This is a genomic window from Stenotrophomonas sp. Steno-C15 (assembly GCF_056393265.1).
This window is the reverse complement of record NZ_JBWJPF010000007.1, coordinates 42,443-68,943: the sequence shown is the minus strand read 5'-3', so window position 1 is coordinate 68,943 and position 26,501 is coordinate 42,443. Positions and strand designations below refer to the sequence as shown.

Sequence of the window (26,501 nt, the reverse complement as noted above, 5' to 3'; positions counted from 1 at the left end):
CGAGCGGATTGCTCGCGAACCGATCCGGGGAGACGAAAGGCCGTGCAGCACCTCGGCAGCGACGAAGCGGCAGCGCAGGAGGCCAGAGAGGCCGAAACACCGTGGAGGAGTGCAACGCACTTGCGCTCGGACGCGTGGGCCCAAGGTTTCGCACCCGGCAACCGCGCCCGGTGGAGAAGTGGCACGGTTTCAGAACGTCCCCCAATCGTGGCTTGGTGGAGAGCTTGGCGACAAGTGCCACTGGGCAGGCAGCTGGCCCGCTCCCTTTAGACCTCGATCGTTGCCAGCCATCGGCGGGGACTTCGATCCGTCGAAGACCAGCGCCAGAACGAACAAGGGGCTCGAAGGCCCCTTCTCATCCGAAGGTATGCTCTGACCCCAGCACGGTCCATCCTCGGTCCATCAGGTTGCATCGATGCAGCCAGCGTTCTCTTTCAACCATCCTCACGGGATGGTCGGCTGCCACCTCAACCGGTTCCAACGGCCCCAAGAGCGATGGAAGCGTTGGATGGTCGTCCTGGAACAAGACGTGGAGGTGCTCGCCGGTGTGGTCGGCGGTCATTCGATACAGCGTTAGAGTTTGTTTGCTCATAATTGAAATCCTCATAAGTTAGCGTCGAAGCCGAGCGGGCTTGACGTAATACTTATGTCCACCACCCCGAAAAACCGAAGAACCCTTGCAGCACAAGGGTTTTCATTTGAAAAGTGGTGAAGATCTCTTTCCGGTATCCTTTCCCCGACAGGGGAAGACACCACCATGAGCCAACGGATCATTGGCCTGGCCCTCGTGGCCATGCTCGCGGGATGCAACGCGCCCACACCACCCTCGCCGCCCGTGGCGGCACCGACTCCCGCTCCGGCCTTACCCGAGCCGATTCCCGAACCGGAAACGAAACCGGTGCCGGTGGAAGAGCCTGCTCCCGCCGCCGAGGAACCGAAGGGGCACGCCGATGATCCGGCAGTGGTGGCGCGGCTGAGAAAGCTGATCAAAGAAAGGGACGCATTGGGCACCAAGGTGTTCCAGGCTGGCGTGTCCATCGATGGGGCAAGTTCGGCCGGCACGGCGTTCAACGAAATCCACATCCCTGAGCACACGTGCTTTGTGCTCGGCCAGCTGCTGGACAAGGCGGACTTGGTAACCCCGCTGGCTATCGAATACGAGCCGGACTACGAGACTCAAACCACCGAGAATGCTTCAGACCTCCGAATCATGGGCAATTCCCTAGGCAACTTCGCCAGCGTTGCTCAGCGCATGCTGGACATGCCGCACGACGAACGTGTGATCACTTGGAACCTGGACTGTGCCGGCCAGCTTGGCCTGCCCAAGGCCTACATCAAGCAGGAGGGACAATCCTCGTTCTATGTGGTGACGAACGAGGGCCATGCCCTGAAGGTGTTGGGTGATATTGAGGCCGGGTTTGCACAGAAGATCGAAGACGCCATCGAGGCCAACCCCACGGTAGAAGTAGTGATGCTGGGAAGCGGCGGGGGCTACGTCGATGAAGCCATGAAGGCCGGTGCTTACATTCGACGCAAGCGGCTGGACACCACCCTCTACAACAACTGCTACTCCGCCTGCCCTCTGGTCTTCATGGCTGGGGTTGAACGGCAGAACTGGTCGCCCTATCCCAAGCTCGGATTCCATCAGATCTACACACCCGATGGTCATGCCATCCCCTTTGACAGCCAGCCCTACCGGCAAATAGTTGGCTACCTGACCAGCATGGGCGTTGAGCCTCGTTACGTGCTGCAGAAGATGTGGTCCGCGCCGCCATCGGGCATGACCAACGTGGACGGACAGGACGAGGATCTCTGCCAGGCCAACATCACCACCTGGATTCAGCGGGGTTGTTCTAACCGAGACTACGGCCACTTGTGAGTGGCGCCCTCTTGCTCAGGCCCGTGGCACGGCGTATAAAACCCCTGTCGGTCGCTAAAGCGTCGGTGTTGTGCCCGCATAGCCAATAGGCTCCGGGTGCCCGAGGTCCACCCAATGGGGGCACGGGAATCCTTTTCGATTCCGGAGCCCACAGTTGAGCACGAAGACCCTCAAAACCCTGCGCACCCGTTCTTTTCACGCCCAACAAGGCCGTTGCTACTACTGCAGCGGCCCGATGTGGCTGTGCTCGCCCGACGAGTTGGGCCTGCGCCCCCGTTCGGCCGCCCCTTTCCGATGCACGGCAGAACACCTGCTGGCCCGCCAGGACGGTGGGAAGGACGTGGCGGGCAATGTCGTGGCCGCGTGCCACCTGTGCAACCTGCGGCGCCACAAGCGCCCCACTCCGGCCCCCTCACCCGATGCATATCGCGCCCGCGTCCAGCAGCGCATGGCCAAGGGGACTTGGCACCCGGGGTTGGCCAAGGTGGCCGCCCGCACAGGCATTCACGCTTTATCATGACGTGATCGGCTTCTCACTTTAGCGCTGGATGATCGCGGGGCATGGACAGCAAAAGGATGGCGAAGGAATGGACCCCGTCGTGGGTGGGCCAGCGCGTAACGGGATCATCGGAGTGGCGTTTGCGCCTGGAGGGCCTGGAGCTCACCCTGGCGCTGGACGGGCGCACCCATCGGGTCAACGTCGAAGACGAGGCGGCTTACCGCGTCAACGCCGGCACCTTTTGGACCGACATCACGTTCCACCCGGGGCAGCACCGGGAAGTGACGGCCGACGGGTTGCCCAATGCCCAAGGCGCCGATTTGATTCAAGCGCTGAACGTCGCATTGAAGGAGAAGCGCCTGCGCGAGGAGGTGGCATTCCTCAAGGACCAGCAGGGCACGATCGACTCATGGCTGGACCACAAGGCAGAACAAGAGCGGACCTGCTTCGCACAGCGCCGCTGGTTCACCCACGAGCAGCAGGAAGATGTCCTGGCGGCCCGCCCCACGGTTGACCCGGCCGTCCTCCGATCTCGCCTGAAGAAGCCCGGCGTGGCGATCCGGCTGGGACCGGCTGCCCAGGCGATCGAGCGCTCGCTGGCCGCGTGGGAGGCGGACCACCGCCCTGCTTGGGCCGCGCTCAACGCTGCCCACGTGGAACGCGAGCTGGTGGCCTGCAAAGACTTGCTGGACCGGGTGGAGAGCAAGCCGCTCACCCCGGAACAAGCCAGGGCCGTGGTGTGCTTCGACAACCGCGTGCAGGTGGTGGCCTCGGCCGGCTCGGGCAAGACTTCCACAATGGTGGCCAAGGCGGCCTACGCCATCCAACGCGGGTTCGTGGATCCCAAACGGATCGTCCTGCTGGCGTTCAACAAGCAGGCCGCCGAAGAGCTCAAGGAGCGCGCGACCTTGGCATTTCAGCGCTTGGGCATGGCGGAGGTGACCGTGGAGGCGTCTACCTTCCACGCGCTGGGTTTGCGCCTCATCGGCAAGGCCACCGGGGAAAAACCCGACATTCCTGACTGGGCCACCGACGCGGCCGGAGGGGTGCGAAAGCTCACCGACATCGTGGACCAGCTCAAAGACCGGTCGCCCGCGTTCCGCCGCCAGTGGGACCTGTTCCGCTTTGTCTTTGGCAAGGACCTTCCGGCGTTTGGTGCACCAGAGCCGTCGGACGTGTGGGACGCCCAGGGCAAGGGCGCGCTGGTCACCAACCGCGGCGAGCGGGTGAAGAGCGTGGAAGAGGCGATGATCGCCAACTTGCTCTTCTTGAACGGGGTCAACTACCGCTACGAGGCCCCCTACCCCCACCGAACCGCCGACGAAACGCACCGTCAATACAAGCCCGATTTCTACTACCCCGACTTGAACCTGTTCCACGAGCACTTCGCGCTCGACGCCAACGGCGTGCCACCAGCGCACTTCGAAGGTTACTTGGAAGGAGTGATTTGGAAGCGGCAACTCCACGCGGACAAAGGCACCGAGCTGTTTGAAACCACCAGCCACGGGTTGCGCCACAGCGACGATTTTGATCGGCTAGAGCGCGAACTGACCGCCCGTGGGTTGGTGCTCGATCCCAACCCCGACCGGGAGATTCCCAAGGACGGCCAGCAGCCCATGGCCTCGGTCGAGCTCATTGGGCTGTTGCGCACGTTCATGAGCCACGCCAAGAGCAACGGCTTGAGCACGTCGGATCTGCAGCAGCGGCTGGCCGCGATGCCGGCCGACACCTTCAAGCTGCGCTACCAGATGTTCCTGGACATTGCGGCTCCGGTGATGGCGGCGTGGGACGAAGCCTTGGCAGCAGAGGATGGCATCGACTTTGAGGACATGCTCAACCTCGCCGCTGGCCACCTGGAAAGCGGACGCGTGGAATCGCCTTACAACCTAGTGATGGCCGACGAGTTCCAGGACGCCTCGCGCGCCCGGGCCCGGTTGTGCCGCGCCCTGGTCCAAGAAAAGGGCCGTTTCTTCTTCGCCGTGGGCGACGATTGGCAGTCGATCAACCGCTTTGCCGGCGCGGACGTCTCGGTGATGACCGGCTTTCGCCAGTGGTTTGGCCACGGCCAGGTGCTCAAGCTGGAGCAAACGTTCCGCTGCCCCCAGGCGCTGTGCGACGTCTCCAGTGCGTTTGTCTCCAAGAACCCGGGGCAGATCGCCAAGCGCGTGCATTCGGCCACCCCCGCCCACGGCCCAGTGCTCCAAGCGTTCCAGGTGGACAGCAAGGACAAACTGGCCGATGCAATCGACCAATTCGTGGTGAAGCTGGCCGAAGGCGTGCGCGATGGCACGATCCCACCGGGGCGCAACGGCAAGGTGTCGGTTTACGTCTTGGGGCGCTACAACGCTGATCGGCAGTATGTGCCGATGAGGCAAGGCCGGTTCAACCGTTGGGTGGACGTGTCCTTCTTGACCATCCACCGCTCCAAGGGCAGCGAAGCGGACTACGTCATCCTTCCGGAAATGATCAGCGCCCCGCGTCGGCGCAGTTTCCCCAACACCCGCACCGATGATCCAGTCTTGGCCTTGGCCATGCCCGAAGGTGACACGTTCCCACTGGGCGAAGAGCGTCGGCTGTTCTACGTGGCTCTGACCCGGGCCCGGCGCACCGTGGCCATGTTCACCGCCCAGGGGCAATGCTCGACGTTCCTTCGCGAGCTGGAAGAAGACGGGGCCGTGGTGCTCACCAACACCGATGGCGAGGCCGTCGAGGAAACGCCCTGCCCGGCCTGCAAGCAAGGCGTGCTGGTGCTGCGCACGGGCCCTTACGGGGAGTTTCGCGCCTGTTCCAACTTCCCCGTTTGCAGCTACAAGCCGAGGCGGCGCGGCACAGCCCACTCCCTCCCCACCACTCCACCATCGCCCCCCAAACGCGCGTCGGTGGCGCACCCAAGCCGACCCGTCCGGCCCTCCTCTGCCCTCCAGCCTGAACCTCCCAAGCGAACGGTTATGTCCATGCTCGAGTCCTTCAACAATGGGCTGGCGGAGATCAACCGCAACGTTTCCCGCGCCAGCGCTGTGCAAAGCGCGACGTCCGACTTGAAGCACCGGATCTTCGTTGAAAGAAGCACGATAGAAAGTGCATTGGAACTGGCGAGATCCGAAATCTCGTTGGAAGAAAAACTGAAAGACCTTCGCTTCAAGGAAGCCTACGAATCGCTGTCCGAAGCACTGGAAGCAAACCGCCACGAGCCCGAGGACGCGCAGCCGCGGGTGGAAACCCCGCTACCAACGTTCTCCCGCAGCCAGCAGCATCCAGACGAAGACTTTGAAGCCGCGATCCAGCGGTCGTTTGACGGGCTGAGGGAGGACCGCGAAGCATTCCTTTCTGCAATCCATGGTCAGCTCGCGACGGACCCCGTTCTGCGCCGGCACTTTCTGACTTCGATCGAAAAGCTGTCCGCAGGCCACTACCTCGCAGCCCTAGACCCTACATCCTCTTGGCAACGAATCTAAGGAACTCAGCATGCGAATCACGGAGGCCTTCCGCCAGTATGGCGTGGAACTGAAGAACCCTCAGTTCACTTCTTCTGCCGTTGGGGGTGATCCACGCCAAGTGGTGGTAAGCCTCTGGGCGCACAACTTCCAGCCGGACCGATCGCGCTACGTTGGTGATACGTCTCAGTGGAAGGGGCAGGGAAAGCATTTCTTCCGACGCCATCTCCAACAGGCCCTGGATGAGGGGCTGCCCATCCGTGTCGTGGTGGCCACGTCTGAAAGGCCCGATGAAGTCACCGCGGGCAATGCAGCGCGTGTGCGCAACGATTTTGAGCCCGACTTCAGCTTGGTAGGCCAGGTGGCCTCACTAAACTCCGACGGATTTGAATTGACGTTCGACCGGGTGGGCGTGGCGCCCAATAGCGACGGAAAAAGAAGTGACCGAGCACCGGTCAAATACTGGCACGTGGCCGAGGCCGTCACAGCGCTTGGAGGCCCGTCCTCGATCGCGGACATCCGCGCTTGGTTGAAAGAGCGCTACCCCACCGAAAATCACTCTGACGCCGGCGATAACCTCACGCTGCTGACCGTGAACGATGCCAATCGCAGGCATCACAACAAGGCTCGAACAGACTGGCGCTCCACTTCAAGCCATCCCCAGGATCTGGTGTTCCGCCAAGGACGGTTACGTGAGGTGACGTATGAACCCTTCAACGCCAACGTGCATGGTCACTGGAGCCTGCAGCAGAACGGTGACGGCACATGGGTTGCGGTCAAGATTGCATCGACTCCCGAGTTGATGGTCGAGGCGCAGGCGCTACAAGAAGCCTTTGAACATCAGCCCCCCCTTGACTCAGAACACGATGCACGCGTCTGGAGCATGAGGGCCGTTGCCCAGCGCAGGGGCCAGCCGCTGTTCCGCGCCAAGCTGCTGGACGCCTACGGTGGCCGTTGCGCCATCACTGGCTGCTCAGCCGTGGAGGTGTTGGAAGCAGCCCATGTGCTGCCCTACCGCGGTGACCACACTGACCGAATCGACAACGGCTTACTGCTGCGTGCAGACCTTCACACGCTGTTCGATTGCGGGTTGCTTTGGGTTACCGAGGAACAAACCGTTGCTTTGGCTCCATCGCTGTTGCAGACGGACTACGCCCACCTGCAGGGCGTTCCCTTGCGGCTCCCCCAGCTGGCCACGAATCGACCTAACCCTGCACATCTGAAGGAACATGGCGACCGCTGTCGAGCTCGTTTGGCGAACTAAAAACGTAGAACCTAAAGATTCCCGATGTCCCTCCGATAAACCAAAGTGCCAGACAATTGGCTCGTAAATGCTTGGACCCCAAGCGAACTGACAACTTCTCAAGGACTCGGGATGAAGCTCTCTTATCGCACCTCCACCCTCGCTCTCGCCGCCGCCCTGGCCCTGCCAGCGCTTGCCCATGCGGAAATCCTGAAGGGTGAGCGCATCGTCGGCCACTATGGATGCGGGACGATGATCTGCAACTTTGAAACGCCGGATGCAGGCACCTTCGATTTCGAGATGGAAGACAAGAACGTTGCACCCCAGATCTTTGCTGCTTGCAAGATCGACGATATTTGCGCCATCACCGGAGACTTTGACATCGACAATGCGACCATCGTCAAAGTGACCAAGGTGGAGAACAGCGGCCAGAAGCGCCAGGACTGACACCGCGCCGCAGAGATGCCAACGGGGCAAAAAAAGACCCAGCGCCTGATCAGGCGCTGGGTCTTTTCTTAGGGGCCGCTCGATGAGACTTTCAGCAATCCCAACCTAGTGGCCCGGCGACAACTCACCGGGCCACGGCCAGCCGCGTCACTCAACCTGGTTCAGCACCTCTTCCTCGATCTCGTCGAGGGAAGCCTGAACGACGGTCTCCTTCGGCAGCGTGATCGTTGGTCGGGCCTTGGCCATCTTCTCGCAATCCGGCTCAAAGGCTTGGTAGACGAACCGAGCTTTGTCCTTGCTCGCATACATGTCCCTCAAGAATGCCGCATTGAGCCGAGACTTGATGATCTCAACCAACGCGTTGGTCTCCGATTCGGACAGCAAGTAGTCATTCGCCACGGCTTCTACATAGCCAGGAAGCAGGCGGAGCATCTCCTTGGCATCGTCCTCCACCAGCCCATCAAGCAGGTATTTGGACGCCACACTCGACGCAGTGCCACCTGCCAGCGCCCCCAGAATGCCACCGATCACCCCACCAGCAGCGGTGCCAATGACCGGAACCACCGAACCAACGGCAGCCCCACCCGCAGCGCCAGCCATCCAGCCGCCAGCACCACCGGCTACGCTTGCGCCGTTGACCGCCAGATTCTTACCGAACTGCGCCCAAGAAATGTTGCGACTGAACGCAGCCCGGTAGAAGTCCGGGCCAGAAATCACGGCAGTGGTCACAGCCCCTGTGACAGCATTGGTCCGCAACAGCTTGGCGACGTGGTTGACTGCAGCGGCCCCGTAGACAGCCTTGCCCAAGGACACCTGAGCGACCTTCTGAATTGCACTGCGGCCAAGGGCGCTCTGGGACACGAACTTGACCCCATCCCGGGCCGCCACCACTCCAATGGCCGCGGCCTTGGTTCGCAGGATCTGGGCGGTGGCAATCCCAGAAACAAAGGAAGTTGCACCGGATTCCAGTGCCATGGTCAGCGCACCATTGAGCGCCTCCATGTTGGTCCGTCCATCCCACTTTTGCCGAGCGAAGTTGATGGAGAAGGAGATCGCAAACGCATAGCTGGAGGCAATGCTCTGCGTCTTCATGTCGTAAGTCAGGCTATCGATGTTGCCGGCTCGGGCGATGTTCCTCGCCTGGCGGTAAGTCGTGCTGCCTTTCTTGATGATGCGCTCGGCTTCCGCCGGATCGCTGATACCCGGCACCTGACCGCTGCTGATGCGCTTGCGCATCAGCTCGATTGCGTCCTCATACTGATCGGAGGGCACTTCGAGCAACTGCCCTTCGTATCGATACCCATCCGCTCCAAACGCCGATCCAACCGTTTCCCTCGCCGTCGCGAAATACTTGGTCTGAATCCGAACGCCATCGACGATTCGATCCGGGCCATTGAGCGAATTGTCCGCGCCAACCTGCTCAACCTTACGGCCAGCAAGGATGTCGGCAAACGCGTTTGCCTCTTCGGCGGCGAAGCCCGTTCCACCTTTGGTGTGGAACTTGTTGATCTGGGTGCGTTCCAAGGCGACGGCTACCGCCGACGTTGACAGCATTTCATACAGGTTGCCGATACCGGGCGGATCGGACAACGCCACCGTTCCCATGACCACGGACGCAGCAGTCTCATCCCAACGGATCACCAGAATCGGGGATTCACCCTCCCCTGCGACGTTGGAGACCACAAAACCCTGAGCATCGAGTGATTTCAACACCCGCTCCAATCCGCCAGCGATCGCTGGGGTATCCATCACAAAGCGCAGCGCGCCATGCCCGCCGCGGGACGCTGCATCGATGTGGGTGGTCAACGTGGACAGCACCTTGTCCGCCCAGGCGTCGGAACGCTGCTGCGCCGTCCGGCGGAGGTCTGCAGCCGAAACAATCGTGTTCAAAACGAGCTCCTTTCGCTTGGCGAGGTGATCAGATCAACGGCGCCGGGGTCCGCGGCAGGCTGAAACCACTTGCGTCGTCGGAAACTTCCTGTTCATCGGCCCAACTGATGTCCAGAACCACATCTTCTTTGTGACTCGGCGCCTCTACAAAGGCATCGGCGTCGGCCCCACTGCCAGCGGCAGTCCGCAGCACTTTCTTGGTAACAGCCTTTGGGACCGCAAGGCGCTTCCCGCGCTGCGAGACGTTGAAGCCTTGGTGAGTGAGGGCATCCATGACCTCGTCAAGGCCAGCCTCCTGGCTCTCAGTCACCTGGAGCTCATAGGAAGCTGCCATCTCGCCGCTATCGGAGGCGGCCGAAATCACCGCAGTGATCTGCTCCAAGTGTGCCGTCACCCACTGTTCGCGCACCGCGGCCATGTTGCCGCGCGCCTGGGCGGCCGAAATATCCAATGCCATCTTGAAGCTCCTTGTGTTGGTTGGGACGCCAGTGGAACCGAATCTCGTCGCACGGATTGAGAAAGTGGAGAACATAGTTTGTGCCCCCGCCCCCTTGCGCAACTGGCACCACAAGCCTGGTCGTCCGTGAGGTTAGCGGCCGGCAAGGGCCCAGCTTGAGATACCGATTCTTGCAACCGCCGGGTGGAGCGCGGCCTCGATCGAAGGAGCTAACGATCTGAAAATAGAGGGCCTCTTGAACACGGAATTGCCGGCCCAAAGGATGCCAACAAGACCAAGCATAGGGAGCCAAACATGCTCTATCCACAATCGGCGACCAGGGGCAAGATCGAGGTCAAAGCATGCCTAGGGGCGCCAGGGGTGGGGGCACCTCCGATCAGGGACGGAGATTGAGCTGACGGATCCGCTGCCAACGCTCCGACGCCAGTTTGTCAGACGCTTGGCCCCGTGCCGCTCGCAGCGCCAATGGAAGCTTCAGCCAACCACTGCTCGACTGTCTTTCCTTTGAATTCGTGAGCAAAGTCGCTGGCGCACAGCATTCTCCCGTTTTGCCGCACGTTTGCAACGGCATGGGCGGCCAGGATGGAAGCGGCTTGGAGGTGCTTCTTAGTGCGACCGCGCTCCGACCAGTCGTTCGGCAGCGCCTTTAGCGCCCCGAGGGCTTCCTTTCCCGAGAGGTATTGCACGCAGGTCAGCATTGACCACTGAAGCCCGACCTCGTCTCGCAACCAACGCCCAGCCGCCTTCTCGTCAAGGCGGCCCTCCATGGTGTCCAGGAGTGCGTGGGCCGCCGCAATGGCCTTACCTTGGGGCGAGAGCCGGCCCTTCTTCTTGGGAAACAGGCCGCGCATGATCAAGCCTTCTTGCTGGCCTTCTTGGCGACGGCCTTCTTCGCAAGTTTTTTGACGGCCCTCTGGGCGGCCTTCTTCACCGGCTTGCCCGCAGTCTTGGCCGCCTTGGCCGAAGCTTTCTTCACCGTCCCATCAGCCGACGGGAACTTGCTGCCCGGGTTGGCCTGAGCCCACGCCTTGCCCTCGGCGGACCTGGCCCACGCGGTGAAGGCCTTGGGGGCCAAGCCACGGCCTGCCCACGCCTCACCGGTAGGAAGGCGATACTTCGGCGCCACCTTGCCAAGCTTGCGTCCCTTGAGGGGACCCGCGGCGGCCTTGGCGGCACGCGCCGGCTTGGCGTCGATCGTTTCCCCGATGAGCTTGGCCACCTGCCGCCGCTGGGCCGGACTGAGGACCTTCGCATACTTCTGGAGGACCGCCAGGGCTTTGGGCACCTCGCCGTCGCGCTTCTCGACCAGCTTCTTCTGGGCTTCGAGCTGTTTGATCTCGGCGTTGAGGGACTTCAGGGTGGTCAGGGCCAAGGGAGGGCTCCATTAGGGAATTCAAAGGTTATAGCCGATCCCCCTGAAGTCTTCCATCTTAAGCACCAGCTCTCGACGCCTCTCGCTCCTTGAGCGAACCACGGGTTAAAGAGCCGGCACAAGTGCCACGTAGATCTTCGTTCCCTTCGGTAGGGAGGCACGCACCTTGCCGACCATCTGGCCTTCCTTCAAGTCAAACCAGGGGTCCATGTAACCCCCTGGGACCTTGAGGACGTAATGAAAATCGCGGTAGCGAACTCTGCTGTAGATACACAGGATGGTGCCGTCAGGAACGGGCGAAGAGGGATTCCAGTCGGCAATCAGCTTCGTTCCCCTTTTAAACAGGGCGTTGGCTATCTCGTCGATTTCGAACCCATAGGGCTTCTCCGACACCGACAGCCCCTTCTCCTTCTCCAGCCATCTTTTCGCTCGCGCATACGGAATGGCCATGAGAGAGGCCACGCAGGCGGCTGCGCAGCCCCATGGATCTTCCTGGGAAACCTCTTGGTATCGATGCATCAACACTAATTCCAACCGGAGGCCCAGAGCTCAGCGCTCGTCTTTTTCAGCCACGATGGTCCAGACCACGCTTGCCATACCCGGCTTGGATGGATCGAGCGAGCTTTGCGGAAACACGGAGACCACCCGCCAACCCTTCGCGTAGAGCTGCGCGACGGTCACCGCCCCGGTCGTCTTGCAGCGGAAGACGGTGGCGTCCTCAAAAGGCTTCATGATGCCAGCGGGCGTGTTCTGGCTATCTGCCAAGCACACCTCCCCCTGACCCGCCCAAGCCTGACCACAAACGGCTAGCAAAGCACCAGCCAACCACATGCTCTTCCTTTGCATATGCGCCCCCCGTAGACCGCCGAACTAGGCGGCTTGGACACGTTAAACCATTTTCTAGCTTTAATGCTACAAGCTATTTGGACTAAAAGTCTTGCCAGGAGAACTGCCCGTCCCACGCCCAAGTCCGCAGGTGACGCGGCGACATTGCATGCATTGAAACGCGTGGATCATAACCACCCGACGGATGAGCACCACCACGCTCACGCCTTGACGTCTCGCCGCCGCCCAGGATCACCCTCCTTTCTGGAATACGTCTGTATTCCTTCTCCCCCTGCAAACAGAGAGCGGCGCGGTGACCAGTGCTTCGGGACGGCTAAACTCAGAATCTGCGGCCTCTGGCCGACAGATTAAAAAGCCCACGTCCTCCACCGACCTTGAAGGCGCCCATGCCCGTCTCTGATCCCCTCGCGTTCGACCTGCTGCGGGCGTTCGCGCAGTTGGAGTTTCGCCTCAAGAACGATCCAGGCTTTCTTCGCGCCGGTCCCTACCGAATGGCCCAGGTGAACTGGCCCGCGGTGGATGAAGCGGTGTCACGGCTGGACGATTCACTCTTCTTCGATCGGGTGTCGGACAGCACGCACGAGCAAATCCTCACACCTCCACGTGATCGCCCGATGGTCCAGGAGGTGGCGGTGATCAACGGCCTCAACCACGCTGTCTTCCAGCGCCTGCCCCTTCAGCAATCCAATGCCGGTGCATTGCTCGAAGCGGCACGCCGCGTGCGCAACAACCTCTTCCACGGCGGCAAGGAAGAGCCGCATTTGGGCGATGATGACGAGTGGGCCGCCGCCGCACTGGACGTGGCCGAGTGCCTGCTTCGCCTGCTGAACCATGGGACGCTCAGGTCGGGATTGGGCCCGTGAAGGGACATGCCGCCTCCGGGGGACGGACGCAGGCACTGGAGAATCGAGGGGATGACTAGGCGCGACGGGCGGAAAACGCTCTTCGTGTTCCGGATACAGGTCGATCATGAAGAACTCCCGGCGGAACCCTTCAAAGATTCCTGGGTCACGGATCATGGCCTCGATTTGCGCGTGCGTCCAAACAGCGCCAGGTTCCGCAGCGCGGACCCGGAGACGCTCGGCCTGCTGTCCCACGGCCTCGTCCGTCAGGTGGCGTTCCGCGTAGCCTTCGACAATCAAGCGGTAGATGGTCTGCGCGCTCAACCGCCAGAACTCTTCGCCAGCTTGCGTTGCCCGAAGGGCACCCATGGCCCGCTCCGAGGACCGGGTCATCAGCAGGGCTTGATAGAACGCAGACAGCGCTGTTTCCAGATCTCCTGCCGATATCTGCCGTTTGGGGGCCAAGAATGCCCAGAACGGCGCCCGATGCTCGGCACGAACAAAACTGGCGATGGCGCCCCCCATGGCATGCGGCCACCACCGTGATGAGGTTCAAGCGCGTGGCCACGTTGAGGTTTACGAACGCCGGCTTCATGTCATCCCACGTCAACCAAGACCCGTCAGCGAACTCCAGCCCGCCCTCTCCACCGTGGCATTCAATGTGAAGCAACGGCACGTAGGGCTCCTTGGATGCTTGCTGAGCAAGCTGGGCCAACAGATCGAGAAAAGCCCCGCTGGAAGGAACACGAACGCTGGCGATGTGAGGAACGTCGCCGATCACCCGCGCCCAGTCTTGGGCATCCGCGAACAGGCGGGCTGCGGTGTTGAGTTGGCCTTCCGGGAGGGAATCCACGATGAGAATTTGGTTGAAAGTAGCGTTCATCGGCGCCTCCCCAGCCCCGGACTGCCGCCTTGCACCACCGGGCTGCCACCTCGCCGCCGCCTCCCATCGTCCGGACCCAGCGCACGCTCTAGACGTTGCAGCGCTGTCTTGGGCGCTGGCCTGGCATCAACGGACGGCAGCTTGGCTATCTCAGCCTTGCTCATTTTGGTCGAGGGCTTGAACCGATTCTTAGGAAGCTTTGTCTTCCCCGGCACTTTCTTCTCAAGCGGCTTCGGTTTCGGTGCAGGCGGCGCTTCGTTGAGCATGCCAAGCTTGGCAGCCACCATGCGCAGTTTCGAAGGTGAATTGGCCTTGCGGAGAAAAATGCGCGCACCGCGCTCCGCGCAGGCCCGGGACCACCCCATGCGTGTCATTCCCTCGACGATGATCGTTTCCAGGAACCTCTCTTGGGCGGAGGTCAGAACAATCGGTCCGTTGGGCTGCACCTTCTTTGACACCCGCTTCTTGGGAGAACGCCCAACAGGACCCTTCTTGCCCGAAGGATGCGCCGACTTCGGCTTCCTTGCCGATCGAGGTGTCACCCATCCACCTCCGATTTGGCCGGCCGTGCTTGCGTGCGGTCCCGGTAGGTCTCCGTGACGAAATCCACAAATGCCACGGCAGACGCCACCGCCAAGCGCGCATGCCGGGGCTGCAGCCCACGGTGCTTGCCGTCTTTGCCATGGCCGGTGCCGTAGAGGCGGCGAAGGTTGGCCAGGTTACCGGCGATTTGGTTCAGGTTGCTCAGGATGCGCTTGATGCACTCGGCCCCCTTGGCTTGGTCATCGATCCCTTCGGGCACCAGGTCCAAGCTCTTGGCCAGCTTCTTGGCCAAGTCGTTCATGTCGTCGCTCTTGCCTATCTCCACCCCCATCTTGCCCAGGATGGTCTTGCAGCACGATTCCACCAGCTCCTTGGCGCTGCCGATGGCCAGCTCGGGATCTTTCTCAACCGCGTATTCCATGCGCTGTATCTGCTTGGCGATGGCGCCCGCGTCCAAGGAATCGGCGGCAGACCTTCCCCTCTCAAAGGATCGGTGACCGTTGGAGGTCAACGGGCGGGGTTCATACCGGGCCCTTCCTGCGATCCGCTCGACTTCGACCAAGTGCCAACCCGCTTGCCGCAGTTGGTCGTTGAGGTGCTCAACGATGGTGGCGGCCTCCTCCCGGTCAGGCCTCACCACCGGGTGGACCATCTCCGCCAAGAACCGCAGGAAGGTATCGGCCGGACCATCGAGCAACGGGAAACGGTCGTCGTCGAAGATCCAGTAATCGTCCCAGTCAAAATTGTTGACCCGGTGCTGGTAGATGTCCCCGGCCGCATCCTTGTAGCGCGGATCGGTGGATGGCAACCGCCGAAGCTCGTAGATGCGGCTCAGGAACTCGGTGTCGTCCAACGCGCCGAACACATTCACCTGCTCCAGCCGAAGCCCATCGAAGATGTTCCGGCGGACGTTTCGGGGAATGGCAACCGGAGAGGCGGAGCGCCAGTCTTCGTTTTGGCCCACGATGGGAATCAACCGGGCGGCGAAGAAGTCGTGGCCATTCGGGGGGATGGCTTCCGACAATGCCTCGGTGATCTGTTCGCATACGTCCTTGAGCTTGGGCCGCAAGCGCGCGAACTCCGGCGCCGGCACCTCCAGCAACACGTTCCAGTAGTTCGTGCCCCCATTCCAGTTATCAGACGTGTCGTGCTGGATAGATGCGGTGGAGGTGCGAAGAAGATCAGCCGCGTCGGTGTGCCCACTCTCTTGGAGCAGCACGTAAGCGGCGCCCAAGCACCGCTCCAACACGTGGTCATCGAGAGGGTTCGTCAGCACGATCAGCTCCGGCGAACCAGCATGGCCTGGGCAGGGTCGTAGACGTAGTCAGTGATGCTCCCGTCTTGGATACGCTTGACCGCCTCATCAATCACCGGAAGCGGAACCAAGAACCACTCCCGCGGCTTCACAGGAACCCCCATCCGATCTCGGAGGGTTAGCTCAAGACGCGCAGACTGGAAGATGCGATGAAAGATGTTCTCAAGGCGAATGGGATTAACGTTGGCGAGCTTGTAAGTCGCGATGACCTCAACCTTTGCCAACATGTAGGTCGACTCCCTCTCCGCGTTAGCAATCCTGGTCTCGACCTTACCCCCGGTAACGCCGATCTTGTGGATCAGCTGCTGATTCTCCTGGACGTATGAATTGCGGGAAAGGCTCCGCAGCACATAGATGGTGCCGTTCACCACGTCGTCCGTTTCCAAAGCATCCCCAAACAGGGGACCGTAATCGTCGTCGGTGATGCGTCGGCCGGTGTCGTCCTTGTAGAGCGCCCGCTGCAAGGAGCGCTCGAGCAAATCGCTCTCGGTGCCGTTGGAGTAGATCACCCGCAGCCTGGCGTTGGATTCCCCATTGGGCGTGCGCACCGGCTCGCCTACCTCGGCGACGTAAGCCATCTGCCCGCCGAGAATGAAGAAGTTGCCCTTCTCCACGCTGGCGTCGCGGCCAAACCGCAGGGTTTTCCGGAGCCCCGACTTGAGATCCCCCTCCACGCGCTCAAAGAGCGGCGCAAAGCGCTCAAAGTCTGCGCAAGGCGTGCGGCTGGCGATGTCTTCCAAGGCCTTGCGCTCTTCATAGGACCGAACGTGACGCAGCTGGGTGATGTCGTCCTCTGCTCCTCCTTCGCTCACACCCAAGTCGGCCAGCAGGGCGTCATCGTCCACCGATTCATCTTGCACGGTGGCAGCAAGGGTTGGGGCTTCTCGGAGCAATCCGTGCGTATCCAAGGGCATGAGCAATGGATGTGCATCGGCAAGCGACCGCAGGCGGTCCAGGCGCACGGCGAACAGGCGTTCAAAGATGTCGCGCTCCTCTCCATGCTGCGGAGAACGCCCATGCTCATCCACGAACCGGAGGATTTCCTCGAAACCGGCGATCAGCCGTTCTTCCTGGGGCGTTCGCGCAGCGGCCTTGATCGGGGCCAGATCTTGCCCCAGTTCGGCCAATAAGGCCTCGTCTTCGTCCCAATCAGCCATGATCGCTGCCTCGAGCCTCTGCCGCCTTGCGTTGCTGGACGTGCTTGGCCAAGGCCACCACGCCTTCAGCCATCTTGCGCTCCCAAGGGTCTGGCGAGTTGATGTCGGGGGCTCGCTGCTTTTCTGCCTTGAACGCGCGGGCACGCAGGGCCAACGCCTTGGCTTCGTCGTAAGGAATGGCCACGCGCTTGGCTGAAATGCTGGCTTGGACCTGACGGAGAATCTTCTCATCCATGGCCTTGGCTAACACCGCGTAGGCGGCATCGAACGGGTTGATCCGGTCGATGAGGTCAATGTTCAAATCCCGCACGTTGACGAACTTCCGCACCCCGTCGATGAGCGAGGTGTTGCCCTGCTCCCCCTGGGCATCGTCTTCCGCCAGACGCTGCTTGGCCTGTTGGGTCACGTTGAGCGCGGCGATGGCGTGCTGACGGATGGCCTCCTGGTCTTCCGCGGTCAGGTCCGGGTATCGGTCACGCACGATCTTGCCGAGCTGAACCTGGGTCAGGTCTTCGGGCAGGGTGTTTTCCTTGTCGAACAGCCCACGTTCCACCGCCGTCTTGTCTTGAATGAAGGTGGTGATCACCTCGTTCAGATCCTCACGGCAGATGCGCGCCGCTTCGGGCGAGGTCGGCATGGCCAGCCCCCCAATCTCCACGTGAACTTGGCCCGTGGTCGGATTGACGCCCACGTTGTGACCGCCCTCTTGGTAGCCGTCGTCGCCGTAGTCAAAGCCGTCCAACTTGCCGGCGTTCTTGGGCGTGAACTCGAACCGCGGGGCCAGCACCTGCTCCATGAGCAAGCTGGCCGCGATGGCCTTCAGGGTGTCGTTGACGGCGTCCACGACCGCGGCCTCGTCGGCAGCGGGTTCGGCGATGAGGTTGGTGAAGCGGGAACGCTCCTTGCCGGGTGCATCGCGGGTGGCGCGGCCGATGATCTGAACGATTTCGGTCAAACTGCTGCGGTAGCCGATGGTCAGCGCGTGTTCGCACCAAATCCAGTCGAACCCTTCCTTGGCCATGCCCAAGGCAATGATGATGTCGACGTGGTCTCGGTCGTCCTTGTGCGCCGGATCCTTCAGCGCCGACAGGACCTTGGTGCGCTGTGCAGCGTCGGTGTCGTCCACCAGGTCGGCAACCTTAAGCACGCGTCCGTCGGCCAGCTCGACCTGATGGAACCCCGTGCCCGGGTCCAGTCCCTTCCAGGTGCCCAAGCGGGACATGATTTCCTCGACCTCGCGGTGCTTGTCCTTGAGGCTCTCCCGGGCATTGACGTTGGGGATGTGGACGATGGTTTTCAGGCCAGGATCCAGCACCTTCATGATCGCGTCCAGGTAGCGACCGGTGTAGAAGAAATAGCCGATGTCCAGGGACTTGAGGTAGGTGTAGCCGTTGAGCTGCTCGTAGTAGGTGTAGGTCACCGTTTCAAAGCGTGCCTCGTCCGAGGGCGAGAGCACCGCCACGGTGTCTCCACGGAAGTAGGAACCGGTCATCGCCACCACGTGGACCTGTCCATGCGCGATGAGCTGACCCAGCTGACTGCCCAGCTTGTTGTCCGGGTTACTGCTGACGTGATGGAACTCATCGATGGCGATCAAACGGTTGTCGAAGGCCTCGATCCCAAACTCGTCCACCGCGAAGCGGAAGGTGGCATGCGTGCACACCAGCACCCGGTCATCGCTGGACAGAAACTCGCCAACGGCCTTGATCTTGGACTTGGCGACCTTCCCGTTGTCTTCGCCAGGTGCGTTGCACAAGTTCCACTGTGGCCGAACCACCCAATCGCTCCAGAACCCGTGCTTGCTTAGCTCTTCGTCGGCAAAGCTGCCCCCGATCGAGCGTTCGGGCACCACGATGAGGGCCTGCTTGAGCCCTTGGTTCTCCAGCTTGTCCAACGCAATGAACATCAGGGCTCGCGACTTACCCGATGCCGGAGGCGACTTGATGAGCAGAAACTGCTCGCCCCGCTTGGCGTAGGCTCGCTCCTGCATGGGCCGCATGCCCAGCGCGTTGACCTTGTTCGACTCCCCGGTGCGAGCGGCCGTGATGGATACGGATGGCACGGTGTGCCGATTGGTCGGATTGGTTTCCATGGTCATTTCGCCCCTCCCCCCTTCTTGGGCTTGGCCGGCGTGGCCGTCAACTTGGTGTAAAGATCGAACAGTTTTTCGAGGCGCTCCGTGTCGTTACGGAACCGGCGACCGATGTAGATCCGCTCCAGCACCTCGTCGTTGCGCTCGTGGGCCTGCCGGAGGTCGTCCGGCATGTCATCTGGTTCGTAGAGGTCCGCAAGGGTGGCGGGGTAACGCGCCTCCCGCGCCAGCAAGATGTCTTTCGCGCAGGCCTCTAAGTCGGACCTGTTCTGCTCCGTCAATACCGGCACGGGGAAAGTGTTCCAACCCAGCGTGCTGGAATACCGGTAGTCCGTCTTGATGCGACCACAGACCGCTGCGACCCACACCAGATGCATCTTGGATGCGAGCAAGGCAAAGGACCACAGCTCCGCATCGAGCATAGCAAATGCCCCATCGGCGACGATGGCCCCTCGAGGAAACAGGCTTACAGGCAAATAAGGGCGGGTTTCCGAAGAATGCCGCGGAACCAAGATAACCGTCTCCTCGCCCGTCTGGCGCACCTGCTGGAAGGCATAGGGAGTAGCGGCTCCTGCCTTGGTGAGCGCCTTGCCGCTCTTCTTACGCATCTCCACCACTTGATCGGTGCGGGCCTTGATGGGAGCAAGGGCCATGGCCTGCTCCGCCTCTTCAGGCGTGATCCAAAGGCAATAGCGCAAGTTGCCTTGAATGGTGTCGTTTGCACCCAGGAATTGACGCACGTAACGCGCGGTCTCGGGCTCTGCCTGGACCAAAGCCCTCGCGCCATCTGCCTTCATCAACAAATGACCGCCGTCCGCCGGCTTGCTGCCATTGATGATTTCACCAATGGGGCACAACGGTTTGGAAAGAGCGGGAACGTAGATGTCTCGAAATGGGATGAGGTAAGCATTGATGTTCGCCACCTCGCGCTTGGTGATAGTGTCGTTGTCGTCCGACTGGAAGAGCAAGGGGTTGCTTGTGTCCCTTTCGCTCAAGCCGATGATGATGACTGTCACGCCTGCATTCTTCGCCGCCAGGTTTCGCCACTTGAATGGGGTATAGGCGAAACGGATCCGCAAGCCCTCTGCAAGCAACAGTGGCCAGAGGCGGGCGACCTGCTCGCCTTGAGTGATGGAGCTCGTGCTTACGAAAGCACAAGAAGCCTGGGTGGCACGGGCGTAGCGGGCAAACTTGTAGAACCAGCCCGAAACGTAATCCAAGGACTTGAAGCTGTCGGTGACATTCCCGAACAGCGCCTCCATGTCCGCCTTCTGTTGATCGTCCTGCTCAGTCCCCCCTTTGTAGGGCGGGTTTCCGCAAATGTAGGTCTCTCCCCCCTCGTTTTCGAAGTCGATTTCGGACTGATCGGCGGGAGCAGTGAACAAGTCGTCGCCCTGGAGGTTGACCTCGGTTCCTGTCGGCGGGCAAACGGAGAGCCAATCGATGCGCAAGGCGTTGCCGCAGGTGATCCAGTTTTTGCTGTCGAGCGGAAGGACGGTAGCCAACGCCTGCTGCTGCCCGCGGTAAAGCACGTCGCACTGAAACTCGGCAATGATGAGCGCCAGCCGGGCAATCTCAGCAGGGAAGTCGTTGAGTTCAATGCCGCGGAAGTTATTGATCGGAATGTCGGACTTCCGATCCTCCTCGCCGCGCCGCCGGTTGATCTCCGCCTCAATCTTGCGCATTTCCTTGTAGGCGATAACCAGGAAATTGCCGGACCCGCACGCCGGATCGAAGACACGGATGTGCGCCATCCGCTTGCGCAGGTTGAGCAGCTTGCTCTTGTTGTCCTCCGCGGATTCCAAATGTGATCTCAGGTCATCCAAGAAGAGCGGGTTCAGCACCTTCAGAATGTTCGGCACGCTGGTGTAGTGCATGCCCAACGATCCGCGCTCCTCCTTGTCGGCCACCGCCTGAATCATGGACCCAAAGATGTCTGGGTTGATCTGGCGCCAGTTCAGTTCACCGATCCGGAGCAGATACGAGCGTGCAGCCCGGGTGAACCGCGGAACTTCTGTGCTGCCTGAGAACAACCCGCCATTGACATAGGGAAATGCCAGCGCCCAACCATGAAGGCCCGCGCTGGGACGATCATCGGATTTCAAGTTCATCGCCGTGAACAGCGTTCCGAGCACGGTGTCCGTGTTCGATCCGTCAGGAGCCGACATCCGGTCCACGGTGCGCGTGAACAAGCTATCGCCGTGGAAAATATCCGTGTCCTCGGCGAAGAAGCAGAAGATCAGTCGGGCCATGAAGTGATTCATGTCCGATCGCCGCTCGTCGGTGTCCCAATCTGGGTTGTGGGTCAGCAGCTCCACGTAAAGCTTGTTGAGACGGCCCGTCGCCCGGACATCGATCGGGTTTTCCTTGATCTCCTGAACGGTGGTGATGCCGGCGAAGGGCAGGAAATAGCCAAAGTGCTCGGCCAGCTCGGCATAGGGGCATGCCAAGGGCTCCCCTGTGGCCAAATACTCCGCCTCAAGGGATTCACCGTCGGTGGCAAGGACGAGCTTGATCCGATACGTCGAGTTCTTGGCGCTGGCCTTCAACGCTTCGAACGTCTCACGCACCTTTCCTCGTTCGCACACTGCCAAGTGGATGTGGTTGCGTTGAAGAATGGCCCCTGGAACGTCGGAAAGATTCGTCCCGCCTGACCCGACTTTTCTCAGGCGCTTGAGGGTGACCTCGTTGTTGCCAAACGCCGCCAAGAACTGGAAGGGGAATTCTGCAGAATCAAAGGGAGCCTGGGCCAGCTCGTAGATGGCCTCTTCGATTTCCACCGCGTTCATACGGCCAAGTTCCACGACGAAGCCCCGCCGTGACAGGCGCGACGGAAGGGAGGATGGGAGCAGTCCACGTGGCGTTGAAGCAATGACATCCGGCAACTCTCGAAAGACAGGTCCCAAGTATCGTTCAGCCCCATGGTAGAGAGCCACTTTCGCAGCACCTGCGACATAGCAAGCCTTTGTTTCCAAAGGCTCTCCCCATCAGCGGCAAGCCACCTCGGCCACCGTTTGCGCAGAACCCAGATAGCTGGGCAACGTGGCCTTGCAGGCCCCTTCCACATCCACCGTCTGGCCGGGGCGCGGCTGCTCCAGGTAGAGCACGCCGTCGTAGCCCACCTGGGTGGTCTCGGTCGCCGTTTTGGCCACCGTGCCCGCTTCGATGGCTGGGCCAGTGAGGCGGAAGGTGCGTGCGGTCTCGGTCAGGACCGGGAAGGTGAGGTGCATGCCGGCTTGGCGGCCAGCGGTGGCGGTTTGCTCGATCTCGGCCAACTGGGTGCCCAGTGGCAGCGCCCGATCGTCTACGCGGACCTCGGTGGGCACCATTGGGGTCACCTCGCCCACCACCAGGCGGCCCTGGGCGTTGGTCTTCCCTACCAATCTGCCGCCCACCCTCACCGGCACCCCGGCTTGGCCGGGCACGTCCACCACGGCGAAGGATTCGGCCGGACCTAGGAACGTCACGCCCTGGCGGTCCAGGTGGACAGCGCCGGCCATCGAACCGGAAGCCCAGGTGCTGCTGGGCCCGTGCTCGGCGTTGACCTGGGCCCACCCTGCCCGGGTGGTCCAGTTGGCGTTGGCCCGGGCCGTCTGGCCGGCCGCCCCCTCGTCTACCGAAGCGGACAAGCCGACCGGGGTTCCCAACACCGTGGGACGGGCGCGTCCCTGGACAGCCCAGGCGTTGGCATCGGGGGCTTGCCGGGCCCTAACGCTCACGCCCTTGCCCCGGCCGAAATCGTAGCTGTAGCCCACCTCCACCCGAGTTTCCTTGCGCTCCAGATCGCGCAACGCGGAGACGGCCACGGTGTGCCCGTCGCCACGCCAGGTCAGCCCGGCGTCGGCGTAAGCGGTGCGAAAGCGCGGCGTGCGCACGTCGGAGAACCCTGCTCGGAGGGACCACTGGGGCGTGGGCCGCCAGAAGATCGAGCCCCGGGTGCGCTGCGCCAACTCCACCGCATTGGGGGCGCGCAGGCGCCAATAGTCCTGCTGCCGCTCGTGCTCCAAGCGCACGCCAAATCTCAGGCCACGGTAGTCGTAAGCCACGGCTTGACGTTGGCCGCCCTGCGTGGAGGTGCCCAATTCCACATCCAACGTGCCATAGGTGCCAAGCACCGTGGTGGCCCCCACCGCCACGTTGGCCTTCCCATCCGTTGAGGTTTGGGCGGTGCCCCGCAGGGTCCACCGGTCGTTGAGGCCCCAAGCCACCGACGCGGTCGCGCCCAATGCCTCGTAATCGCTCTCCCCTTGGCGCACACGGCCGGCGGCGACTTCCCACGTGGTGAGCCCTTTGCGGAGCAACGTGGGGGCGACGTAGAAACGCTGATCGCTCACCACGGTTTCGCGGCCGTAGGGGTCTCGCACCACCACCTGGGTTTGCTGTGCACCGGTGCCCAAGGCGCTGCCATCGGCGGTGAACGGCCCCTTCCCCACCTGGCCCTGCAGCACGCGGGCGCGGTTGGCCACGACTTCGACCGTGGCCGGATCGAGCGCCACGCCACCGAGCATCGGGACGGGATAGGTTGGGGTCAACGGATCCAAGGCCCGCGGGTCCTTGGCCACGCGCACCCCGCCCAGGTTGACCGGAGAGGACGAAGGACCAGCGAACACATCGCCGGCTTGGTAGGTCACCAAGCGGTTGGGATCGTCTTTCTGCCAGCGCGTCACGCCGCGAAGGTAGCCGGTGCCCGACGCGTCGGTGTTGGCCTGCCCGCTGGTGCTGACAACGCCCCAACGGCCCGCCTTGCGGACTTCGTGCCCCAAGGAGAGCGCCTGCTGTTGCTCGGACACCATGCCAGCCACGCTGTAGTTCACCAGCACCCCGGGAGCGGGCGGCGCGATGGGGCCGCGCTCGGCGCGGTCACGGGCCACGCGCTGGGCCTTGAGCCGGTCTGCCGGCAGGTCCAAAGCGACCGTGGCGGTGGCCTCGTCAACGGCAAAGCCCACGCCCAGCGCCTGGGCGCTCACCGGCTCCGTTTGACCGGCGGAAAGCTGGAGCCCGACCTCGCGCCAGGTGACCGGGTCGGCGAACCACTCACCGTCTTGCTGCCAGAAGGGGAGTGGATCCGCCTTGGCCTTGCCGCCGATGACCGGCACCAGGAACGCTGGCGCCACGCCATCGGGCACCGCTGCGCTGGCCGACGATGCAGCCAACAGCAACAACGCCAAGGCTTGGCCACGCATCGATCACCGCCCCACAGGGACGGTGACGCGCTGGCCGTTGACGGTGATTGAAAGGTTCTCAGCGCGCTGGCCAGGATGGGTCTCGTAGGTCATCGAAGCCCCCGGCAGCGTCCAACCCAACGCACCCTCGCGCCATGGCTTCCCACCGGCCGGGCCGATGGACGACACGCGGGCGGCGGTCTGGCCGTGGTTGGTCAGGCGGTAGCCCTTGGCCACCGCTTGGACGGTCACCTGGGGGATGGGTGCGTTGGTGGCTTCAAAGGCCACGGGCAAGTCCTGGTTGACCAGCAACTGGACGCCTTGGGCGTTGGGGTCTTTGAGCTGCATCAGCAGCACGCGGTAGTAGCGCCGCTCGCCCAGCGCGCCCACCCGCATCAACCGGGCGGTGCGCTTGGATTGGGGCGGGACGTCCACGAAGGTGGGCGCCCCCACGATCTCCGTGGTGGGTGAAAACACGTTCTGCCCGGTGGCCTGATCCCACCCCACCGCTTTCACCTGGTAACGCACCGAGGCGTCCCCGCTGTTGTGCAGCGTCACGGCGACGTGCTTGGCCGAGGTATCGGCCATCAGGGTGGTGGGGCCAACGGAGATGGAACCGGCGGACGCCGAAAAGGGCAGCAAGGACGCTGCGGCCACAGCCAAAAACCGTTGGGAATGGGTCATGGGGTCTCCTTTGGGGGTGTCCCCATTCAAGCTAGATCGAAATACCATTCCGTCAACCCATACCTACTCATCTTTTCGGCAACAAAAAGCCCCCGGGGCAAGTTGGGGGCGTCGGGACATCAGTTGTAAGTGGCGGTGACGGTGACCGTGTCGGTGTAGTTGCCGCCCACGGCCTGCTTGAGTGCGAAGAACTTCAACGCGAATTCGTGGGTTTGCACAGCACCGTTACCCGTGCCCGCGAACGCATCAGCATCATCGCCCCATGCCTGGGTGCCGGGAATGTCCTTGAACAAGCCATTGGGGATGAAGGCACCCGAACCGGTGCTGACGGCGCGGTAGGTCTCGTAACCCGCCAACGCTCCAAAGTTCTGTCCCTGTCCTGGCGAAATGGAGTAAGTGGTTCCCTGGTTGCACACGATGCTCAACGCAGAGGTTCGGGTGGAGTTGTCAGAAGTGCCCGACCAATCCATGTCCGTGACCGGAGAAACGGACAAGTTGCAGGTGTTGGTCAGGGTGCCCTGAATCGTCAGGTCTGCGGTGGTGTCGGCGGCGAAGGCGGGCACCGCCAGCGAGGCCAGGGCGATGGGCAGCAGGGCGCGAAGGAAGGTCTTGCGTGTCATGGGTATCGTCTCCTTGAAAGGGATTGAGTGGGGATGAGTAGCCCTTAATGGGCCATCCCCTTACCGATACCTCGAATCTGAAAAGGCGCAAGGGGGCCACCCACCCAGCGGTTAGAGCCTGGGTCGTTTGCCACCTGCGGCGGCTGACTGCTCCCATAACCCATCCAGCTCACGCGCACGGTGCTGAGCCATTGCCTCCTGAATCAGGCGCTGAAGGACGAACGCAAAAGCGTCAGTCACAAAAACGCCCACGCCGATCCCGCAATCATCCGGCAAGCTGGAAATCTCTTTTATCGATGGCTGGTAAATGACCTCGTCGAGCTCAGGGGGCAACGGGTCCACGAACGTGTCAATGAACGCGCTCACCTCGGTTTCGGCTGCCTTGCAGAGGTCGGCGTCAGCGAGCAGCGCCCGCAAGTCGGCCAGCGTGGGAAGCCACACCGTATTGAACAGCGGGCCATCCACCGAGGGACTGATGAAATGGATGCCATGAAGCACGGTCGCCCTCTCACTCTTTCCGAGCTCTCCGTCTCCCCAATGTCCGTTCATCCGAGGGGTCGCGGCACCCATCACAACCGCCACTTCTTTGGACTGGGAGAACCTTCGGGCCACGCTTGGTCCAACGCGTGCGCGTTGTGCCGCGCAAGCGCCTCGCAAACCATCTGGTTCATGAAAATGGCAAACGCCCCAATGTCCTCATAGTCGATGACGAGCTGGGCATTGGCAGAGGTTCTTGAAAGTCTGTTCACCGTTGGCTCCCACAAGCCCTCCCAACGCTGCGCTCTGAGGGGTTCGACGCTGGATTCCAAATAGTCCCGCAACTCGCGCGCCGCCACCCGGCACAGGCTGGCATCCGATAGCACGGCCCTAAGGTCCGCCAAAGTGAGAACACCTGCGCGCTCGCCCAAGCGTAAAAAAACGCTTGGACTTGCGAATCGAATAGCCCCCATGACAACGGTTCTCTTTCCACGTTTCGTCCTGCCTTCACAAAAGCGCTCTTTCATCCATCGGATAGGGCAATCCATCACAGCCTCATCTTCACTGTTCGCAGAGCGGTGTCCCACCAGATCAGTGCCCATCCCGAGCCTCCCAATAAGGCAAGTCCGCGCGCTGCCCCTGCTCTTCTCGCCAGCTCT

General features: G+C 62.0%; 22 protein-coding genes and 1 pseudogene. 7 read left to right on the top strand and 16 right to left on the bottom strand.

What is annotated here, in order from left to right; genetic code table 11:
- The first annotated feature begins 757 nt into the window (after positions 1-757).
- The 5 genes and pseudogenes from AC06FB_RS07885 (at position 758) to AC06FB_RS07865 (ending at position 7,502) form a co-directional block, all read left to right on the top strand.
- Positions 758-1,879 (top strand): COG3904 family protein, encoded by a 1,122-nt coding sequence (locus tag AC06FB_RS07885; protein WP_369969258.1) that lies wholly within the window; start codon positions 758-760, stop codon positions 1,877-1,879.
- A gap of 154 nt (positions 1,880-2,033) precedes the next feature.
- The gene (locus AC06FB_RS07880; protein WP_478053552.1) at positions 2,034-2,399 is read left to right on the top strand and encodes an HNH endonuclease; all 366 of its coding nucleotides are present in this window, start codon (positions 2,034-2,036) and stop codon (positions 2,397-2,399) included.
- A gap of 56 nt (positions 2,400-2,455) precedes the next feature.
- A pseudogene (locus AC06FB_RS07875) lies at positions 2,456-5,206 on the top strand (UvrD-helicase domain-containing protein); the annotation flags it as partial.
- A gap of 637 nt (positions 5,207-5,843) precedes the next feature.
- A complete protein-coding gene (locus AC06FB_RS07870) occupies positions 5,844-7,076 on the top strand; it encodes an HNH endonuclease (RefSeq protein ID WP_369969260.1) in 1,233 nt (410 codons plus the stop codon).
- Positions 7,077-7,187: 111 nt separating this feature from the next.
- Entirely contained in the window at positions 7,188-7,502 is a 315-nt protein-coding gene (locus tag AC06FB_RS07865) for a hypothetical protein (protein WP_478053551.1), read from the top strand.
- A 147-nt stretch (positions 7,503-7,649) separates the two neighbouring features.
- Here the strand turns inward: AC06FB_RS07865 and AC06FB_RS07860 are convergent, their stop codons facing one another.
- The 6 genes from AC06FB_RS07860 to AC06FB_RS07835 form a co-directional block, all read right to left on the bottom strand.
- The gene (locus AC06FB_RS07860; RefSeq protein ID WP_369969262.1) at positions 7,650-9,392 is read right to left on the bottom strand and encodes a hypothetical protein; all 1,743 of its coding nucleotides are present in this window, start codon (positions 9,390-9,392) and stop codon (positions 7,650-7,652) included.
- Positions 9,393-9,420: 28 nt separating this feature from the next.
- Positions 9,421-9,849, bottom strand: a complete 429-nt coding sequence (locus AC06FB_RS07855) for a hypothetical protein (RefSeq protein ID WP_369969263.1) — start codon at positions 9,847-9,849, stop codon at positions 9,421-9,423.
- 431 nt (positions 9,850-10,280) lie between these two features.
- Positions 10,281-10,700: a hypothetical protein gene (locus tag AC06FB_RS07850; RefSeq protein WP_369969264.1), complete on the bottom strand. Its 420-nt coding sequence runs from the start codon at positions 10,698-10,700 to the stop codon at positions 10,281-10,283.
- A gap of 2 nt (positions 10,701-10,702) precedes the next feature.
- Positions 10,703-11,221, bottom strand: a complete 519-nt coding sequence (locus AC06FB_RS07845) for an H-NS family nucleoid-associated regulatory protein (RefSeq protein WP_369969265.1) — start codon at positions 11,219-11,221, stop codon at positions 10,703-10,705.
- Between the two features lie 105 nt (positions 11,222-11,326).
- Positions 11,327-11,740, bottom strand: coding sequence for a hypothetical protein (locus AC06FB_RS07840; RefSeq protein ID WP_478053550.1), 414 nt, complete (start codon positions 11,738-11,740; stop codon positions 11,327-11,329).
- 30 nt (positions 11,741-11,770) lie between these two features.
- Positions 11,771-11,986, bottom strand: a complete 216-nt coding sequence (locus tag AC06FB_RS07835) for a hypothetical protein (RefSeq protein ID WP_369969267.1) — start codon at positions 11,984-11,986, stop codon at positions 11,771-11,773.
- A gap of 467 nt (positions 11,987-12,453) precedes the next feature.
- Here AC06FB_RS07835 and AC06FB_RS07830 point away from each other — a divergent pair, with 467 nt between their 5' ends.
- Both AC06FB_RS07830 and AC06FB_RS07825 read left to right on the top strand, forming a co-directional pair.
- Positions 12,454-12,930: a hypothetical protein gene (locus AC06FB_RS07830; protein WP_180854967.1), complete on the top strand. Its 477-nt coding sequence runs from the start codon at positions 12,454-12,456 to the stop codon at positions 12,928-12,930.
- A gap of 51 nt (positions 12,931-12,981) precedes the next feature.
- Positions 12,982-13,455, top strand: coding sequence for a hypothetical protein (locus tag AC06FB_RS07825; protein WP_369969268.1), 474 nt, complete (start codon positions 12,982-12,984; stop codon positions 13,453-13,455).
- 333 nt (positions 13,456-13,788) lie between these two features.
- Here the strand turns inward: AC06FB_RS07825 and AC06FB_RS07820 are convergent, their stop codons facing one another.
- The 10 genes from AC06FB_RS07820 to AC06FB_RS07775 all read right to left on the bottom strand — a co-directional run bounded on the left by AC06FB_RS07820 (position 13,789) and on the right by AC06FB_RS07775 (position 26,444).
- Positions 13,789-14,250: a hypothetical protein gene (locus AC06FB_RS07820; RefSeq protein ID WP_369969269.1), complete on the bottom strand. Its 462-nt coding sequence runs from the start codon at positions 14,248-14,250 to the stop codon at positions 13,789-13,791.
- An 80-nt stretch (positions 14,251-14,330) separates the two neighbouring features.
- On the bottom strand, positions 14,331-15,569 hold the full coding sequence (locus tag AC06FB_RS07815) for an abortive infection family protein (protein WP_478053549.1): 1,239 nt from the start codon (positions 15,567-15,569) through the stop codon (positions 14,331-14,333).
- A gap of 44 nt (positions 15,570-15,613) precedes the next feature.
- Positions 15,614-16,807 (bottom strand): GIY-YIG nuclease family protein, encoded by a 1,194-nt coding sequence (locus tag AC06FB_RS07810; RefSeq protein WP_369969271.1) that lies wholly within the window; start codon positions 16,805-16,807, stop codon positions 15,614-15,616.
- A complete protein-coding gene (locus tag AC06FB_RS07805; protein WP_478053548.1) occupies positions 16,800-18,905 on the bottom strand; it encodes a DEAD/DEAH box helicase in 2,106 nt (701 codons plus the stop codon). The genes AC06FB_RS07810 and AC06FB_RS07805 overlap by 8 nt, the downstream gene beginning before the upstream one ends.
- A complete protein-coding gene (locus tag AC06FB_RS07800; RefSeq protein WP_478053547.1) occupies positions 18,902-21,688 on the bottom strand; it encodes a DNA methyltransferase in 2,787 nt (928 codons plus the stop codon). Before AC06FB_RS07800 ends, AC06FB_RS07805 begins: the two co-directional genes overlap by 4 nt.
- Positions 21,689-21,886: 198 nt before the next feature.
- Entirely contained in the window at positions 21,887-24,067 is a 2,181-nt protein-coding gene (locus AC06FB_RS07795; RefSeq protein ID WP_369969272.1) for a fimbria/pilus outer membrane usher protein, read from the bottom strand.
- Positions 24,068-24,085: 18 nt separating this feature from the next.
- Positions 24,086-24,745: a fimbrial biogenesis chaperone gene (locus tag AC06FB_RS07790; RefSeq protein ID WP_478053546.1), complete on the bottom strand. Its 660-nt coding sequence runs from the start codon at positions 24,743-24,745 to the stop codon at positions 24,086-24,088.
- A 119-nt stretch (positions 24,746-24,864) separates the two neighbouring features.
- Complete coding sequence (locus AC06FB_RS07785) at positions 24,865-25,365, bottom strand: Csu type fimbrial protein (RefSeq protein WP_478053545.1); 501 nt, start codon at positions 25,363-25,365, stop codon at positions 24,865-24,867.
- A 111-nt stretch (positions 25,366-25,476) separates the two neighbouring features.
- Positions 25,477-25,935: a hypothetical protein gene (locus tag AC06FB_RS07780; protein WP_478053544.1), complete on the bottom strand. Its 459-nt coding sequence runs from the start codon at positions 25,933-25,935 to the stop codon at positions 25,477-25,479.
- The gene (locus AC06FB_RS07775; protein ID WP_478053543.1) at positions 25,935-26,444 is read right to left on the bottom strand and encodes a hypothetical protein; all 510 of its coding nucleotides are present in this window, start codon (positions 26,442-26,444) and stop codon (positions 25,935-25,937) included. Before AC06FB_RS07775 ends, AC06FB_RS07780 begins: the two co-directional genes overlap by 1 nt.
- Positions 26,445-26,501: the final 57 nt, after the last annotated feature.